At 59.4% G+C, this 13,822-nt stretch carries 17 protein-coding genes; 6 read left to right on the forward strand and 11 right to left on the reverse strand.

Annotation, left to right across the window (positions count from 1 at the left end; all coding sequences use genetic code 11):
- Positions 1 to 13 precede the first annotated feature (13 nt).
- Complete coding sequence (locus ACX3YD_RS20420) at positions 14 to 868, forward strand: carbon-nitrogen hydrolase family protein (RefSeq protein ID WP_458960855.1); 855 nt, start codon at positions 14 to 16, stop codon at positions 866 to 868.
- A 12-nt stretch (positions 869 to 880) separates the two neighbouring features.
- Positions 881 to 2,323 (forward strand): metalloprotease TldD, encoded by a 1,443-nt coding sequence (gene tldD / locus ACX3YD_RS20425; RefSeq protein WP_047537698.1) that lies wholly within the window; start codon positions 881 to 883, stop codon positions 2,321 to 2,323.
- A gap of 48 nt (positions 2,324 to 2,371) precedes the next feature.
- Here the strand turns inward: tldD and yjgA are convergent, their stop codons facing one another.
- The gene (gene yjgA, locus ACX3YD_RS20430) at positions 2,372 to 2,896 is read right to left on the reverse strand and encodes a ribosome biogenesis factor YjgA (protein ID WP_047537701.1); all 525 of its coding nucleotides are present in this window, start codon (positions 2,894 to 2,896) and stop codon (positions 2,372 to 2,374) included.
- 108 nt (positions 2,897 to 3,004) lie between these two features.
- Between yjgA and pmbA the strand changes: the two genes are divergently transcribed.
- Positions 3,005 to 4,351 (forward strand): metalloprotease PmbA, encoded by a 1,347-nt coding sequence (pmbA, locus tag ACX3YD_RS20435; protein WP_047537704.1) that lies wholly within the window; start codon positions 3,005 to 3,007, stop codon positions 4,349 to 4,351.
- Between the two features lie 88 nt (positions 4,352 to 4,439).
- On the opposite strand, the gene ACX3YD_RS20440 is transcribed toward pmbA, so the two are convergent.
- The 10 genes from ACX3YD_RS20440 to ACX3YD_RS20485 form a co-directional block, all read right to left on the reverse strand.
- Entirely contained in the window at positions 4,440 to 4,715 is a 276-nt protein-coding gene (locus tag ACX3YD_RS20440; RefSeq protein ID WP_047537707.1) for an HPr family phosphocarrier protein, read from the reverse strand.
- Positions 4,716 to 4,730: 15 nt separating this feature from the next.
- A complete protein-coding gene (gene rapZ, locus ACX3YD_RS20445) occupies positions 4,731 to 5,588 on the reverse strand; it encodes an RNase adapter RapZ (protein WP_047537710.1) in 858 nt (285 codons plus the stop codon).
- A 2-nt stretch (positions 5,589 to 5,590) separates the two neighbouring features.
- Positions 5,591 to 6,055 carry a PTS IIA-like nitrogen regulatory protein PtsN gene (gene ptsN / locus ACX3YD_RS20450; protein ID WP_047537713.1) on the reverse strand — a complete coding sequence of 155 codons (465 nt, stop codon included), beginning with the start codon at positions 6,053 to 6,055 and terminating at the stop codon, positions 5,591 to 5,593.
- A gap of 12 nt (positions 6,056 to 6,067) precedes the next feature.
- A complete protein-coding gene (hpf, locus tag ACX3YD_RS20455) occupies positions 6,068 to 6,376 on the reverse strand; it encodes a ribosome hibernation-promoting factor, HPF/YfiA family (RefSeq protein WP_047537716.1) in 309 nt (102 codons plus the stop codon).
- A 74-nt stretch (positions 6,377 to 6,450) separates the two neighbouring features.
- Positions 6,451 to 7,944, reverse strand: a complete 1,494-nt coding sequence (locus ACX3YD_RS20460; RefSeq protein ID WP_458960856.1) for an RNA polymerase factor sigma-54 — start codon at positions 7,942 to 7,944, stop codon at positions 6,451 to 6,453.
- A 184-nt stretch (positions 7,945 to 8,128) separates the two neighbouring features.
- A complete protein-coding gene (gene lptB / locus ACX3YD_RS20465) occupies positions 8,129 to 8,854 on the reverse strand; it encodes an LPS export ABC transporter ATP-binding protein (protein ID WP_047537722.1) in 726 nt (241 codons plus the stop codon).
- Positions 8,854 to 9,402, reverse strand: a complete 549-nt coding sequence (gene lptA, locus ACX3YD_RS20470; RefSeq protein ID WP_047537724.1) for a lipopolysaccharide transport periplasmic protein LptA — start codon at positions 9,400 to 9,402, stop codon at positions 8,854 to 8,856. The genes lptB and lptA overlap by 1 nt, the downstream gene beginning before the upstream one ends.
- Positions 9,389 to 9,961 carry an LPS export ABC transporter periplasmic protein LptC gene (lptC, locus tag ACX3YD_RS20475; RefSeq protein WP_047537727.1) on the reverse strand — a complete coding sequence of 191 codons (573 nt, stop codon included), beginning with the start codon at positions 9,959 to 9,961 and terminating at the stop codon, positions 9,389 to 9,391. Before lptC ends, lptA begins: the two co-directional genes overlap by 14 nt.
- Positions 9,962 to 9,969: 8 nt before the next feature.
- Positions 9,970 to 10,494, reverse strand: a complete 525-nt coding sequence (locus ACX3YD_RS20480) for a KdsC family phosphatase (RefSeq protein WP_103403986.1) — start codon at positions 10,492 to 10,494, stop codon at positions 9,970 to 9,972.
- Positions 10,494 to 11,468: a KpsF/GutQ family sugar-phosphate isomerase gene (locus tag ACX3YD_RS20485; protein WP_458960857.1), complete on the reverse strand. Its 975-nt coding sequence runs from the start codon at positions 11,466 to 11,468 to the stop codon at positions 10,494 to 10,496. The genes ACX3YD_RS20480 and ACX3YD_RS20485 overlap by 1 nt, the downstream gene beginning before the upstream one ends.
- Positions 11,469 to 11,740: 272 nt before the next feature.
- Between ACX3YD_RS20485 and ACX3YD_RS20490 the strand changes: the two genes are divergently transcribed.
- Genes ACX3YD_RS20490 through mlaD form a run of 3 tightly spaced genes read left to right on the forward strand, consistent with a single transcriptional unit; the run spans position 11,741 to position 13,814 of the window.
- Positions 11,741 to 12,550 carry an ATP-binding cassette domain-containing protein gene (locus tag ACX3YD_RS20490; RefSeq protein ID WP_458960858.1) on the forward strand — a complete coding sequence of 270 codons (810 nt, stop codon included), beginning with the start codon at positions 11,741 to 11,743 and terminating at the stop codon, positions 12,548 to 12,550.
- Positions 12,550 to 13,347, forward strand: coding sequence for a lipid asymmetry maintenance ABC transporter permease subunit MlaE (gene mlaE, locus ACX3YD_RS20495; RefSeq protein WP_103403984.1), 798 nt, complete (start codon positions 12,550 to 12,552; stop codon positions 13,345 to 13,347). Before ACX3YD_RS20490 ends, mlaE begins: the two co-directional genes overlap by 1 nt.
- Complete coding sequence (gene mlaD / locus ACX3YD_RS20500) at positions 13,347 to 13,814, forward strand: outer membrane lipid asymmetry maintenance protein MlaD (RefSeq protein ID WP_047537743.1); 468 nt, start codon at positions 13,347 to 13,349, stop codon at positions 13,812 to 13,814. Before mlaE ends, mlaD begins: the two co-directional genes overlap by 1 nt.
- Positions 13,815 to 13,822 lie beyond the last annotated feature (8 nt).

Consider the following 13,822-nt stretch of genomic DNA (forward strand, 5'->3'; position numbering starts at 1 on the left):
TCAGGAGCGCGCCATGTCTGTAGCGGTGATTCAAATGGTCAGCCAGAGTGATGTGCTGGCCAACCTGGCCCGGGCCCGTCAATTGCTCGAGCAGGCCGCAGCCGGTGGTGCGGCGCTTGCCGTGCTGCCGGAAAACTTCGCGGCCATGGGCCGGCGCGACATTGCCGACATTGGTCGCGCCGAGGCACTGGGCGAAGGTCCGATCCTGCCCTGGTTGAAACAGACCGCTCGCGACCTCAAGTTATGGATTGTGGCCGGCACCTTGCCGCTGCCGCCGGTGGACCAGCCAGCAGCCAAGGTGCACGCCTGCTCGTTGCTGGTCGATGACCGGGGTGAGACGGTGGCGCGTTACGACAAGCTGCATTTGTTCGACGTGGACGTGGCAGACAATCGCGGTCGTTATCGCGAATCCGATGACTATGCTTATGGCAGTGGTGTCGTGGTCGCGGACACACCGGTAGGGCGAGTCGGCCTGACGGTCTGTTATGACCTGCGATTCCCGGAGCTGTACAGCGAATTGCGTGCTGCCGGCGCGGAGCTGATTACCGCGCCATCGGCCTTTACTGCCGTGACCGGTGCGGCGCATTGGGACGTGTTGATTCGCGCGCGGGCCATTGAAACCCAGTGTTATGTGCTCGCGGCCGCCCAGGGTGGGACGCATCCGGGGCCGCGAGAAACCTGGGGACATGCCGCCATCATCGACCCATGGGGGCGCGTGCTGGCACAACAGGATCAAGGCGAGGCCGTGCTGCTGGCCGAGATAGACAGCAGCGAACAGGCGTCCATCCGGGCGCGGATGCCGGTGTCCAGTCACCGGCGCTTTTTCTCGCAGGGCGCTCAGCGACCTGCATCAGAACGACGAATTTAAGGCGTAAAGCATATGAGCGAGTTGTTGTCCTCAGTCAGTGATCATCTCCTGGCACCCGGTGGCGTGACGATCGAGAGCCTGCAGGGTGTGCTCGGCGACCTGGCCGGCCCGGGTATCGATGCCGCCGACCTGTATTTCCAGGGGCAGATCTCCGAGTCCTGGGCGCTGGAAGACGGCATCGTCAAGGAAGGCAGTTTCAATCTTGACCAAGGCGTGGGCGTGCGGGCGCAGTCGGGTGAAAAGACCGGTTTTGCCTACAGCAACGCCATCACTCTGGAAGCCTTGGGCGCGGCAGCCCGTGCCGCCCGCTCGATCTCTCGGGCCGGGCAAAGCGGCACCGTGCAGGCGTTCACCACTCAGGATGTCGCGCAGTTGTATGGGGCAGACAATCCTCTGGAAGTGCTGACCCGTGCCGAGAAAGTCGATCTGCTCAAACGCATCGATGCCGCGACTCGCGCGCTCGATCCGCGCATCCAGCAAGTCACCGTCAGCATGGCGGGTGTCTGGGAACGGATTCTGGTGGCCTCCACCGACGGCGGGCTGGCGGCGGATGTGCGACCTCTGGTGCGTTTCAATGTCAGCGTGATCGTCGAGCAGAACGGCCGTCGTGAGCGCGGCGGTCATGGCGGTGGCGGTCGCACCGACTACCGTTATTTCCTCGCCGAAGATCGCGCCATGGGCTATGCCCGCGAAGCGTTGAGACAGGCGCTGGTCAACCTGGAGGCCATTCCGGCGCCGGCCGGTACGTTGCCGGTGGTGCTTGGCTCCGGTTGGTCGGGTGTGTTGCTGCACGAAGCGGTCGGCCACGGTCTGGAGGGCGATTTCAACCGTAAGGGCAGTTCTGCCTACAGCGGACGCATGGGCGAGATGGTTGCGTCCAAGCTTTGCACCATCGTCGATGACGGCACCCTGGCGGGGCGTCGTGGCTCCTTGAGCGTTGACGACGAAGGTACGCCGACCGAGTGCACGACGCTGATCGAAAACGGCGTACTCAAAGGCTACATGCAGGACAAACTCAACGCGCGCCTGATGGGTGTGGCCCGTACGGGTAACGGCCGTCGCGAATCCTACGCGCACCTGCCAATGCCGCGCATGACCAACACCTACATGCTCGCCGGTGAAAGCGATCCGGCCGAAATCATCGCCTCGGTGAAGCGCGGTATCTATTGCGCCAACCTCGGCGGCGGCCAGGTGGACATCACCAGCGGCAAGTTCGTGTTCTCCACCAGCGAGGCGTATCTGATCGAAGACGGCAAGATCACCGCTCCGGTCAAGGGCGCGACCCTGATCGGCAACGGGCCTGAAGCCATGAGCAAGGTGTCGATGGTCGGCAACGATCTGTCGCTCGATAGTGGTGTGGGGACGTGTGGCAAGGATGGGCAGTCGGTGCCGGTGGGTGTCGGCCAGCCAACGCTGAAGATTGATGCGATCACCGTGGGTGGCACGGGCGCGTAAGGCGTGGAGCTGCGGGTGAGCCGCCAGGCGACTCACCCGATCAGAGTCTCAGCGCAGACCGCGTTGAGTCTCGTCCAGCTCACGGATGTACTTGAAGATTTTACGGCTCGATGCCGGTGGCTTGTTGGTCGCCAGCTCGTGCTGGGCCTGACGGATCAGGGAGCGCAATTGCTGGCGATCAGCCTCCGGGTAGTCGATGACGAACTTTTCCAGGACTGCATCGTCGCCGGCGATCAGGCGATCACGCCAGCGCTCCAGGTTATGGAAGCGTTCGTTGTATTGGCGAGTGGAGGCATCGAGTTGATCAAGCAAGACCAGAATGGCGTCAGTGTCCTGATCGCGCATCAGTTTGCCGATGAACTGGAGGTGCCGTTTACGCGCGATGTTCGCCGTGTGCTTGGGCGCATCGGCCAAGGCCCGGCGCAAAGCGTCGGTCAAGGGCAGTTTTGCCAGCAAGTCAGGCTTGAGTGTCGTAAGGCGTTCGCCAAGGTCAACCAGAGCATGCAGCTCGCGTTTGACCTGGGATTTGCTTTTTTCTCCCGTATCGAGGGAGTCGTCGTAAGAATCAACCATGGTGGCCGTCCGCAAAGAAACGCCGCCATGATAACCAGTCGGGGGCCGCTTGTCCGGCCCGGTCGCTCGATGACCTATTCCGAAAGCAGAATTTGAGTGGAGAACAGCATGAGTGCAGTTGAAAGCGTCGGCCCACAAGCGTTGCCGGCACTGCAAGAACAAGTCGAGCAGATCATCGCTGAAGCCAGGCGCCAGGGGGCCAGTGCCTGTGAAGTGGCGGTGTCCCTGGAGCAGGGCCTGTCGACCACGGTGCGCCAGCGCGAAGTCGAAACCGTCGAATTCAATCGTGATCAGGGATTCGGTATCACCTTGTACGTTGGCCAGCGCAAGGGTTCGGCCAGCACCTCGGCCAGCGGTCCAGAGGCGATTCGTGAGACCGTAGCCGCCGCCTTGGCCATTGCCAAACACACCTCGGAAGACGAAGCGTCGGGTCTGGCGGATGCTGCTCTGATGGCGCGTGACGTTCAGGATTTCGACCTGTTCCACCCATGGGATATCACGCCGGAGCAGGCAATCGAGCAGGCGCTGACCTGTGAAGCGGCCGCATTTGCTGCCGACAGCCGGATCAAGAATGCCGATGGCACTACGCTGAGCACTCATCAAGGCTGCCGTGTCTATGGCAACAGCCACGGTTTTATCGGCGGTTATGCGTCGACCCGGCACAGCCTGAGCTGCGTGATGATCGCCGAGGCCGATGGTCAGATGCAGCGCGATTATTGGTATGACGTGAATCGCCAGGGCAATTTGCTGGCTGATCCGGTGAGCATTGGCCAGCGTGCCGCACAACGGGCGGCAAGCCGTCTCGGCGCGCGTCCGGTGCCAACCTGCGAAGTGCCGGTGCTGTTTTCCGCCGAGTTGGCCGGTGGTTTGTTCGGCAGCTTCCTGTCGGCGATTTCCGGCGGCAGCCTGTATCGCAAGTCATCGTTCCTTGAAGGCACCCTGGGTCAGAAGCTGTTTCCTGAATGGCTGACCATCGATGAGCGTCCGCATTTGATGCGTGCCTTGGGCAGCGCGGCCTTCGATGGCGATGGTCTGGCGACTTACGCGAAGCCGTTCGTTGAAAAGGGCGAGCTGGTGTCCTACATCCTCGGTACTTACTCCGGTCGCAAGCTCGGCATGCCGAGCACCGCGAATGCCGGAGGCGTGCATAACCTGTTCGTCACCCATGGTGATGAAGATCAGGCGGCCTTGCTGCGTCGCATGGGGCGTGGCCTGCTGGTGACCGAATTGATGGGGCAGGGCCTGAATATGGTCACGGGCGACTACTCCCGTGGCGCTGCGGGTTATTGGGTCGAGAACGGTGAAATCCAGTTCGCGGTCCAGGAAGTGACCATCGCCGGTAACATGCGTGACATGTTCAAGCAGATCGTTGCCGTGGGTAATGACCTGGAACTGCGCAGCAATATCCGTACGGGGTCGGTACTGATCGAGCGGATGACGGTGGCGGGCAGCTAAACTCCCCTGTCACAAAAAAGGCGCACCACCTGATGGGTGGTGCGCCTTTTTTTGTGGGCTATCGAGCGGGTTTGGCCTCGATACGCGTTTACTCGCCTTCGTCGAAATAGCGGTTGATCAGGTCTTTCAACGCATCCAGCGCCTTTTGCGCGTCTTCGCCTTCGGTGTTGATGTAGATTTTGGTGCCCTTGCCAGCCGCGAGCATCATCATTGCCATGATGCTTTTGCCGTCGACCGTAGATTCCGGAGTGCGTCCGACTCTGATCGTGCAGTCCTTGAATTCACCGGCGACTCCGACGAATTTTGCAGAAGCACGGGCGTGCAGGCCCAGCTTGTTGATGATTTCGATTTCCAGAGCAGGCATCGCGGTGTGAATCCTTTAGCTGAGGTCGCGGTGGCGGACCTGGACGTTCTTCAGGGATTGTTGCAGCGTCTTGCCCAAGCGTTCGGTCAGGTAGACGGAGCGGTGATGTCCGCCCGTGCAGCCGATGGCAATGGTGACATAGGCGCGGTTGCTGGCGGCAAAGCGGGGCAACCATTTGAGCAGATATGTGGAAATGTCCTGGAACATCTCTTCCACGTCCGGCTGGGCTGCCAGGTACTCGGCAACCGGTTGATCAAGCCCGGACTGCGCCCGAAGCTCGGGTTTCCAGTAGGGATTGGGCAGGCAGCGCACGTCGAATACCAGGTCGGCATCCACGGGCATGCCACGCTTGAAACCAAAGGACTCCACCAGGAAGGCTGTACCGGGTTCCGGCTGGTTCAACAGGCGCAGCTTGATCGTATCCCGTAGCTGATACAGGTTGAGGTTGGTGGTGTTGACTTTGAGATCGGCAAGGTCGGCTATGGGGCCGAGCAGGCTGGTTTCATCGTTGATCGCTTCAGCCAGCGAACGATTGGCACTGCTCAGCGGGTGACGACGACGGGTTTCCGAAAAACGCTTGAGCAAGGTTTCTTCGTCGGCATCCAGGTACAGAACATCGCACTGGATATGCCGGCTGCGGACTTCTTCGAGCAATTCGGGGAATCGCGACAAGTGACTTGGCAGGTTGCGTGCATCAATGGACACGGCCACCAGCGGCTGTGCCAGTTCGGTGTGGATCAATGCGCGTTCGGCGAGTTCCGGCAGCAACCCGGCGGGAAGGTTGTCGATGCAGTAGTAGCCACTGTCCTCGAGTACATCAAGGGCGGTGCTTTTACCTGAGCCGGAGCGGCCACTGACGATGATCAAGCGCATGATTACTGACCGTTTTGCTCGTCCAGGACAACCTGATACAAGGCTTCATTGCTCGGGGCGCTGCGCAGTTTTTCGCGCACTTCCTTGCGGTCGAGCATGCTGGCAATTTGGCGCAAAAGTTCCAGGTGCGCATCGGTAGCGGCTTGCGGGACCAGTAGAACGAACAACAGGTCAACCGGTGCGCCGTCGATGGCGTCGAAATCTATGGGGGCATCGAGGTGCATCAGGGCACTGATGGGTGAAGAGCAGCCCTTCAGGCGACAGTGGGGAATGGCGATGCCGTTGCCAAAACCCGTCGAGCCGAGTTTTTCACGGGCAATCAACGCCTCGAAGACATCTTGCATCTCCAGATCCGGCACTTCCCGGGCGATCAGGTTGGCAATTTGTTCGAGGGCTTTCTTTTTACTGCCGCCCGGCACGTTCACAAGTGAACGGCCGGGGGTCAGGATGCTTTCAAGTCGGATCATGGGTTGGGGGTGTTAACGACCGGTAGCGCCCTGGAGGAGGCTCTGGGTCTTTTCCTTATGCTTTTTGAGTTGTTTATCCAGCTTGTCGGTCAGTGCGTCGATCGCCGCGTACATATCGGTATGTTCCGCGTTCGCGACCACTTCATTGCCGGGAATATGCAGCGTGGCTTCGATTTTCTGCTTCAACTTTTCGACGGTCATCGTGACCTGTACGTTGGTGATCTTGTCGAAGTGCCTCTCTAACCGTTGGAGTTTTTCGCCGATGTAGGTGCGAAGAGGTTCGGTCACTTCCAGTTGGTGTCCACTGATGTTGACTTGCATACAGCTTCTCCTTCGTTGCCAGTGCATAAAGCGGTAGATCAAATGACCTACCACTGGAACGCTGTGGCGTGGCTCTACATCAACCGCTTGCGTTCGCTCGAAGGCGCGATCCCAAGGGATTCGCGGTACTTGGCGACGGTGCGGCGAGCCACCTGAATGCCTTGTGCCTCCAGTAAACCAGCGATCTTGCTGTCACTCAACGGCTTTTTCTGATTTTCCGCGGCAACCAGTTTTTTGATGATCGCGCGGATCGCCGTGGACGAGCATTCGCCGCCTTCGGAGGTGCTGACATGGCTGGAGAAAAAGTACTTCAGTTCATATATGCCCCGAGGGGTATGCATGAATTTCTGTGTGGTCACCCGTGAAATTGTCGACTCGTGCATGCCAACCGCCTCGGCGATGTCATGCAGGACCAACGGTTTCATGGCTTCGTCGCCGTACTCCAGGAAGCCGCGCTGATGCTCGACAATCTGGGTGGCAACTTTCATCAGGGTTTCATTGCGGCTTTGCAGGCTCTTGATGAACCAGCGGGCTTCCTGCAACTGATTGCGCATGAACGTGTTGTCGGCGCTGGTGTCGGCGCGACGCACGAAACCGGCGTACTGGGCGTTGACCCGAAGACGCGGTACCGATTCCTGGTTGAGTTCCACCAGCCAGCGTTCGTTGTCCTTGCGCACGATCACGTCGGGAACCACGTATTCGGCTTCAGTGGATTCGATTTGAGAGCCCGGGCGCGGATTAAGGCTTTGAACCAGTTCGATCACCTGGCGCAGCTCATCTTCCTTGAGCTTCATGCGGCGCATCAGCTGGCTGTAATCGCGGCTGCCGAGCAAGTCGATGTAGTCGATGACCAGGCGCTTTGCTTCGGCGAGCCAAGGGGTTTTGGCCGGCATCTGGCGTAATTGCAGCAGCAGGCATTCGCCCAGGTTGCGGGCGCCGATTCCGGCGGGTTCGAATTGCTGGATGCGGTGCAGGACGGCTTCGATTTCGTCCAGCTCGATGTCCAGCTCCGGGTCGAAGGCTTCGAGTATCTCCTCGAGCGTCTCGTCCAGGTAGCCCTGATTGTTGATGCAATCGATCAGGGTCACGGCGATCAGGCGATCGGTGTCGGACATGGGCGCCAGGTTCAATTGCCACAGCAAATGGCTTTGCAGGCTTTCACCGGCCGATGTGCGGGTGGTGAAATCCCACTCGTCGTCATCGTTGCTCGGCAGACTGCTGGCGCTGGTCTGGTAAACGTCTTCCCAGGCGGTATCGACGGGCAGTTCGTTGGGGATACGCTCGTTCCAGTCGCCTTCCTCGAGGTTATCAACCGTCGGTGCGCTTTCCTGGTAGGAGGGTTCCTGAATGTCGGGGTTGGGTTTCTGTTCGGCGTTGTCGGCCAAGGGGTCGCTGTTATCGAAGTCGTCGCCTTCTTCCTGGCGTTCGAGCATCGGATTGGACTCCAGGGCCTCCTGGATTTCCTGTTGCAGGTCCAGGGTCGACAATTGGAGCAGGCGGATGGCCTGTTGCAGCTGCGGTGTCATCGTCAGCTGCTGGCCCATTCTTAAGACTAGCGATGGTTTCATGGCAGGGGCTAAACACCTTATTCGCCGGCGCACATGCGCCATCCACTACAGGGCGCCGGAGCGCCAAACATAAGCAAATTATATGCCTGAAACTGAAGTGTTTGCCTAGAGCGCTGTAACAATAAAAAAGTGTTGATTTTTTATCGAGACAAGCGCTCGGTCGACTAGCCAGACACCTCGGTGCTTACAGGCGGAACTCATGGCCCAAATACACTTCCTTGACCAGATCGTTGGCCAGGATGGTTGCAGCGTCGCCTTCGGCGATCAATTGGCCATCGTTGACGATGTAGGCGGTTTCACAGATGTCGAGGGTGTCACGGACGTTGTGGTCGGTGATCAGCACGCCAATGCCCTTGGCCTTGAGGTGATGGATGATCTGTTTGATGTCGCCTACCGAAATCGGGTCCACGCCGGCGAAGGGCTCGTCGAGGAGGATGAATTTCGGGTTGGTGGCCAATGCCCGGGCGATTTCCACACGGCGGCGTTCGCCACCGGACAGGCTCATGCCGAGGTTGTCGCGGATGTGGCTGATGTGGAATTCCTGCAGCAGGCTTTCCAGCTCCTTGCGGCGACCGGCCTTGTCGAGTTCCTTGCGGGTCTCCAGGATCGCCATGATGTTGTCGGCGACCGAGAGTTTGCGGAAGATCGACGCTTCTTGCGGCAGATAGCCGATACCGGCCTTTGCGCGGCCGTGCATTGGCTGGTGGCTGACGTCCAGGTCGTCGATCAGTACGCGGCCCTGATCGGCCTGTACCAGGCCTACGATCATGTAGAAACAGGTGGTCTTGCCGGCGCCGTTAGGGCCTAGCAGGCCAACGATCTGACCGCTGTCGATGGACAGGCTGACATCACGGACGACCTGGCGGCTCTTGTAGCTCTTGGCCAGATGCTGAGCTTTCAGAGTTGCCATTACTGGGCCTTTTGCTCGTCGGTTTTCTTCTTCGGCTGGATCACCATGTCGATGCGCGGACGCGCTTCGGTGACCTTGTTACCTGTCGCACGGCCAGCGCTCGCAAGCTTCTTGACGGTGTCGTAGACGATTTTTTCGCCCTGGGTGGTGTTGTTGTCCTTGTCGATGACTTTGGCGCGATCGATCAGTACGACGCGGTTTTGCGCGGCGTGGTACTGGATGGTCACTCCCCAGCCCTGGACAGGCTTGGTGTCGCCCTGGGTTTGCAGTTGTTCGAAGTAGGCCAGGTTGCCTACAGAGGTCACTACATCGATATCGCCGGTCGGCGTGCGGGTGATGGTCACGGTGTTGCCGGTGACCTTCATCGAGCCCTGGGTAATGATCACGTCACCTTTGTAGGTGGCAACGCCATTCTTGTCGTCCAGTTGGGCGTCGTCGGCTTGAATGCGGATAGGCTGCTCTTGATCGTTCGGCAGAGCCCAGGCGCTCACGCTTCCCAGTGCTGCGCCCAGACTGAGCAAAATAGGGAGGGTTTTAACGAGCCTCATACTGTCCTCTTACGTTCGATAGCAGGTGTATCCTGCTTTCTTTCAAATACGCTTTCATTCCGGTACCGGTCGATACGCCGCCAGCGCCGTCGATTCTAACGGGTTGCTCGGTCTGCGCATATTGTTGCTGCGGGAACACCGTCATTCGAGTGGTGGTGATCAGGGTTCTGCGGTTTTTTTCATCAAAGCGCGTGATGCGTACCGAATCGATCAATTCAACCTGCGTGCCGTCCGGGTTGACCTCACCTTTTTCGCTCTGGACGTGCCACGGGAACTCGGTGCCGCGGAACATGTTCAGGTCAGGGTTGGTCAGCAGCGTGACTTCGCTTGCTTTGAGGTGCTCGACTTTGTCGGAAGTCATTTCGTATTGAAGCCTGCCATCAGGCAGGAACTGCACGCTGTGGGCGTTGGTAGCGTAATAATCGATTTCGCTTTCGTCGACATGCGCGATCGGTTTGTCGAGGAAGCGTTCCGGGCTGATGTTCCAATAGCCGACCGCGGCGAAAATCGCCGCAATGCAACCGAACACCAGAATGTTGCGAATTTTTTTGTTCAGCATGGTTTGGCTCACAGGTACGCGGCGTTGGCCGCATCGAGACGGCCCTGGGCGCGCAGGATCAATTCGCAGAATTCGCGGGCGGCACCCTCGCCACCGCGGGCCAGGGTTACTCCGTGAGCGTGTTCACGCACAAAGCTTGCGGCATTGGCCACCGCCATGCCCAGGCCGACGCGGCGAATGACCGGCAGGTCCGGCAGGTCGTCGCCTAGATAAGCGACCTGCTCATAGCTTAGGTTGAGTTGGCCGAGAAGCTCGTCGAGCACCACCAGTTTGTCTTCGCGCCCCTGGTACAGATGCGGGATGCCAAGGTTTTTCGCCCGTCGCTCAACCACCGGGGTTTTGCGGCCGCTGATGATCGCGGTCTGGACGCCGGCCGCCATCAGCATCTTGATGCCCTGGCCGTCGAGGGTATTGAAGGTCTTGAATTCGCTGCCGTCTTCGAGAAAGTACAGGCGCCCGTCGGTCAGGACGCCATCGACATCGAATACTGCCAGTTTGATGTGTTGGCCGCGTTGCAGCAGGTCCGCGCTCATTACATTACTCCTGCACGCAGCAAATCGTGCATGTTCAAGGCGCCGACCGGGCGGTCTTCGCTGTCGACCACGACCAATGCGTTGATTTTATGATCTTCCATGATTTTCAGGGCCTCGGCGGCGAGCATCTCGGCGCGGGCGGTCTTGCCGTGCACGGTCATGACCTGATCTATCGTGGCGCTATGGATGTCGACGCTGCGGTCCAGGGTGCGGCGCAAGTCGCCGTCGGTGAAGATCCCGGCCAGCTTGCCGTCGGCCTCGAGGATGACTGTCATGCCAAGGCCCTTGCGGGTCATTTCCATCAGCGCATCCTTGAGCAAGGTGCCGCGCTGAACCTGTGGCAACTCTTGCCCGGCGTGCATGACATTTTCCACCTTCAGCAGCAGGCGTCGGCCCAATGCTCCACCGGGATGGGAAAAGGCGAAGTCTTCGGCGGTAAAGCCGCGCGCTTCCAGCAGTGCGACGGCCAGGGCGTCGCCCATGACCAGCGCCGCCGTAGTAGAGGAAGTGGGGGCCAGATTCAGCGGGCAAGCTTCGTGCTCGACGTGAACGTTCAGGTTGACCTCGGCGGCCTTGGCCAGCGGCGAGTTCGGGTTGCCGGTCATGCTGATCAGCTGGATGCCCAGACGCTTGATCAGTGGCAGCAGGGTGACGATTTCATTGGTCGAGCCGGAGTTCGACAGCGCCAGGATGATGTCGTCGCGGGTGATCATTCCCATGTCGCCGTGGCTGGCTTCGGCCGGATGCACGAAAAATGCGGTGGTGCCGGTGCTGGCCAGGGTGGCGGCGATCTTGTTGCCGATGTGCCCCGACTTGCCCATGCCGACCACGACTACGCGGCCTTTGCTGGCCAGAATCATCTCGCAGGCGCGTACGAAATCTGCGTCGATATGCGGCAGCAAGCTTTGTACGGCTTCTACCTCGAGGCGGATGGTGCGTTGTGCTGATTGAATCAGGTCGCTGGATTGGCTCATGTCTGAATCGTATAGCCTGATGAAAAGGCGGCGATTATAGCGGTTATGATCGAAACCCTCACGCAAGTTTGTCGAGCATTGTCTCTCCATGCTGCTCAATCCCTCTAAATGAGCGTTTTTGCCTGTCTTGTTGCTGAATATGGCTCGGCATTGGCCTTGGGCGCGTGGCCATTGCAGTGATATAGTTCGCCGCCAGTTCGGCCCGCTCGGCGGATGTGCTTTTGTCAGGAAGCCAGGCGTCCGAGTGAGAGGCTGCATCGCAAGGAGTTTAGATGAGTGCCGATAACGCCTACGCGGTCGAGCTGAAGGGACTGACCTTCAAGCGCGGTGCGCGCAGCATTTTCAATAACGTCGATATCCGTATTCCCCGCGGCAAGGTCACCGGCATCATGGGGCCTTCCGGGTGTGGCAAGACCACGCTGTTGCGGTTGATGGGCGCACAATTGCGGCCTACCAAAGGCGAAGTCTGGGTCAACGGTCAGAACCTGCCAGAACTGTCGCGCAGCGATCTGTTCGACGCCCGCAAGCACATGGGCGTGCTGTTTCAGAGCGGCGCACTCTTTACCGACCTCGATGTCTTCGAGAACGTCGCCTTTCCGCTGCGTGTTCACACCCAACTGCCGGAAGAAATGATCCGCGATATCGTCCTGCTCAAATTGCAGGCCGTGGGTTTGCGCGGCGCCCTTGATCTGATGCCCGACGAGCTGTCAGGCGGCATGAAGCGCCGCGTCGCGCTGGCGAGGGCGATTGCGCTCGATCCGCAAATTCTCATGTACGACGAGCCCTTTGTCGGTCAGGACCCTATCGCCATGGGCGTACTGGTGCGCCTGATCCGCTTGCTCAACGATGCATTGGGCATCACCAGCATCGTGGTCTCCCACGACCTGGCCGAAACCGCGAGCATCGCCGACTACATCTATGTGGTCGGCGACGGGCAGGTGTTGGGGCAGGGCACGCCTGACGAGCTGATGAACTCGGACGAGCCGCGTATCCGTCAATTCATGACAGGCGATCCGGACGGTCCGGTCCCCTATCACTTTCCAGCGACGGACTACCGCGCAGATCTTCTGGGGAAGCGTTGATGCGCAAGATTTCACTTATAGAGCGAGTGCGCCGGTTCGGCCAGGCCGGCATCGATGTGCTGTCGGTGTTCGGTCGTTCGGCCATATTTCTGTTTCACGCGCTTCTCGGGCGTGGCGGTATTGGCGGCGGTTTTGGCTTGCTGGTCAAACAGCTGCACTCGGTGGGCGTGATGTCCCTGGTGATCATCGTGGTCTCCGGTGTGTTCATCGGCATGGTACTGGCGCTGCAAGGGTTCAACATTCTGTCCAGCTACGGTTCGGAGCAGGCGGTCGGGCAGATGGTGGCGCTGACGCTGCTGCGCGAACTGGGGCCCGTGGTCACTGCGTTGCTGTTTGCCGGGCGTGCCGGTTCGGCGCTGACGGCGGAAATCGGCAACATGAAGTCCACCGAACAGCTGTCCAGCCTGGAAATGATCGGGGTCGACCCGCTCAAGTACATTATTGCCCCGCGCCTCTGGGCCGGCTTCATTTCCCTGCCGGTGCTGGCCATGATTTTCAGCGTGGTGGGCATTTGGGGCGGTTCGTGGGTAGCGGTTGACTGGCTGGGTGTCTATGACGGCTCCTACTGGTCGAACATGCAGAACAGCGTGACGTTCACGGATGATGTGCTCAACGGCATCATCAAAAGCATCGTCTTCGCCTTTGTCGTGACCTGGATCGCCGTATTCCAAGGCTATGACTGCGAGCCCACTTCCGAGGGGATCAGTCGTGCCACTACCAAGACCGTGGTGTATGCCTCCCTGGCAGTGCTGGGCCTGGACTTTATTCTGACCGCTTTGATGTTTGGAGATTTCTGATGCAAAACCGCACCCTGGAAATCGGTGTCGGCCTTTTCTTGCTGGCTGGCATCCTGGCTTTGTTGCTGCTGGCGCTGCGGGTCAGTGGCCTCTCGCCGAGCCCGAGCACCGACACCTATAAACTTTATGCATACTTTGACAATATCGCCGGTTTGACGGTCAGAGCCAAAGTGACCATGGCGGGTGTCACCATCGGCAAGGTCACCGCAATCGATCTGGATCGTGACAGTTTCACCGGTCGGGTGACCATGCAGGTGGAAAAACGCGTAGATAACCTGCCCGCCGACTCCACTGCATCTATCCTGACGGCTGGCCTGTTGGGCGAGAAGTACATCGGTATCAGCGTGGGCGGGGAAGAAGCCTTGCTCAAGGATGGCGGAACCATCCACGACACCCAGTCGTCGCTGGTGCTGGAAGACCTGATCGGTAAATTCCTGCTCAATACCGTTAGCAAAGACGCCAAATGAGGAGCTGT

Source organism: Pseudomonas fluorescens group sp. PF-1, assembly GCF_054481335.1.

Coding starts and splice junctions, on each gene's coding strand:
- ACX3YD_RS20420 (WP_458960855.1), top strand. CDS start 14: ATGTCTGTAGCGGTGATTCAAATGGTCAGCCAGAGTGATGTGCTGGCC.
- tldD (WP_047537698.1), top strand. CDS start 881: ATGAGCGAGTTGTTGTCCTCAGTCAGTGATCATCTCCTGGCACCCGGT.
- yjgA (WP_047537701.1), bottom strand. CDS start 2,896: ATGGTTGATTCTTACGACGACTCCCTCGATACGGGAGAAAAAAGCAAA.
- pmbA (WP_047537704.1), top strand. CDS start 3,005: ATGAGTGCAGTTGAAAGCGTCGGCCCACAAGCGTTGCCGGCACTGCAA.
- ACX3YD_RS20440 (WP_047537707.1), bottom strand. CDS start 4,715: ATGCCTGCTCTGGAAATCGAAATCATCAACAAGCTGGGCCTGCACGCC.
- rapZ (WP_047537710.1), bottom strand. CDS start 5,588: ATGCGCTTGATCATCGTCAGTGGCCGCTCCGGCTCAGGTAAAAGCACC.
- ptsN (WP_047537713.1), bottom strand. CDS start 6,055: ATGATCCGACTTGAAAGCATCCTGACCCCCGGCCGTTCACTTGTGAAC.
- hpf (WP_047537716.1), bottom strand. CDS start 6,376: ATGCAAGTCAACATCAGTGGACACCAACTGGAAGTGACCGAACCTCTT.
- ACX3YD_RS20460 (WP_458960856.1), bottom strand. CDS start 7,944: ATGAAACCATCGCTAGTCTTAAGAATGGGCCAGCAGCTGACGATGACA.
- lptB (WP_047537722.1), bottom strand. CDS start 8,854: ATGGCAACTCTGAAAGCTCAGCATCTGGCCAAGAGCTACAAGAGCCGC.
- lptA (WP_047537724.1), bottom strand. CDS start 9,402: ATGAGGCTCGTTAAAACCCTCCCTATTTTGCTCAGTCTGGGCGCAGCA.
- lptC (WP_047537727.1), bottom strand. CDS start 9,961: ATGCTGAACAAAAAAATTCGCAACATTCTGGTGTTCGGTTGCATTGCG.
- ACX3YD_RS20480 (WP_103403986.1), bottom strand. CDS start 10,494: ATGAGCGCGGACCTGCTGCAACGCGGCCAACACATCAAACTGGCAGTA.
- ACX3YD_RS20485 (WP_458960857.1), bottom strand. CDS start 11,468: ATGAGCCAATCCAGCGACCTGATTCAATCAGCACAACGCACCATCCGC.
- ACX3YD_RS20490 (WP_458960858.1), top strand. CDS start 11,741: ATGAGTGCCGATAACGCCTACGCGGTCGAGCTGAAGGGACTGACCTTC.
- mlaE (WP_103403984.1), top strand. CDS start 12,550: ATGCGCAAGATTTCACTTATAGAGCGAGTGCGCCGGTTCGGCCAGGCC.
- mlaD (WP_047537743.1), top strand. CDS start 13,347: ATGCAAAACCGCACCCTGGAAATCGGTGTCGGCCTTTTCTTGCTGGCT.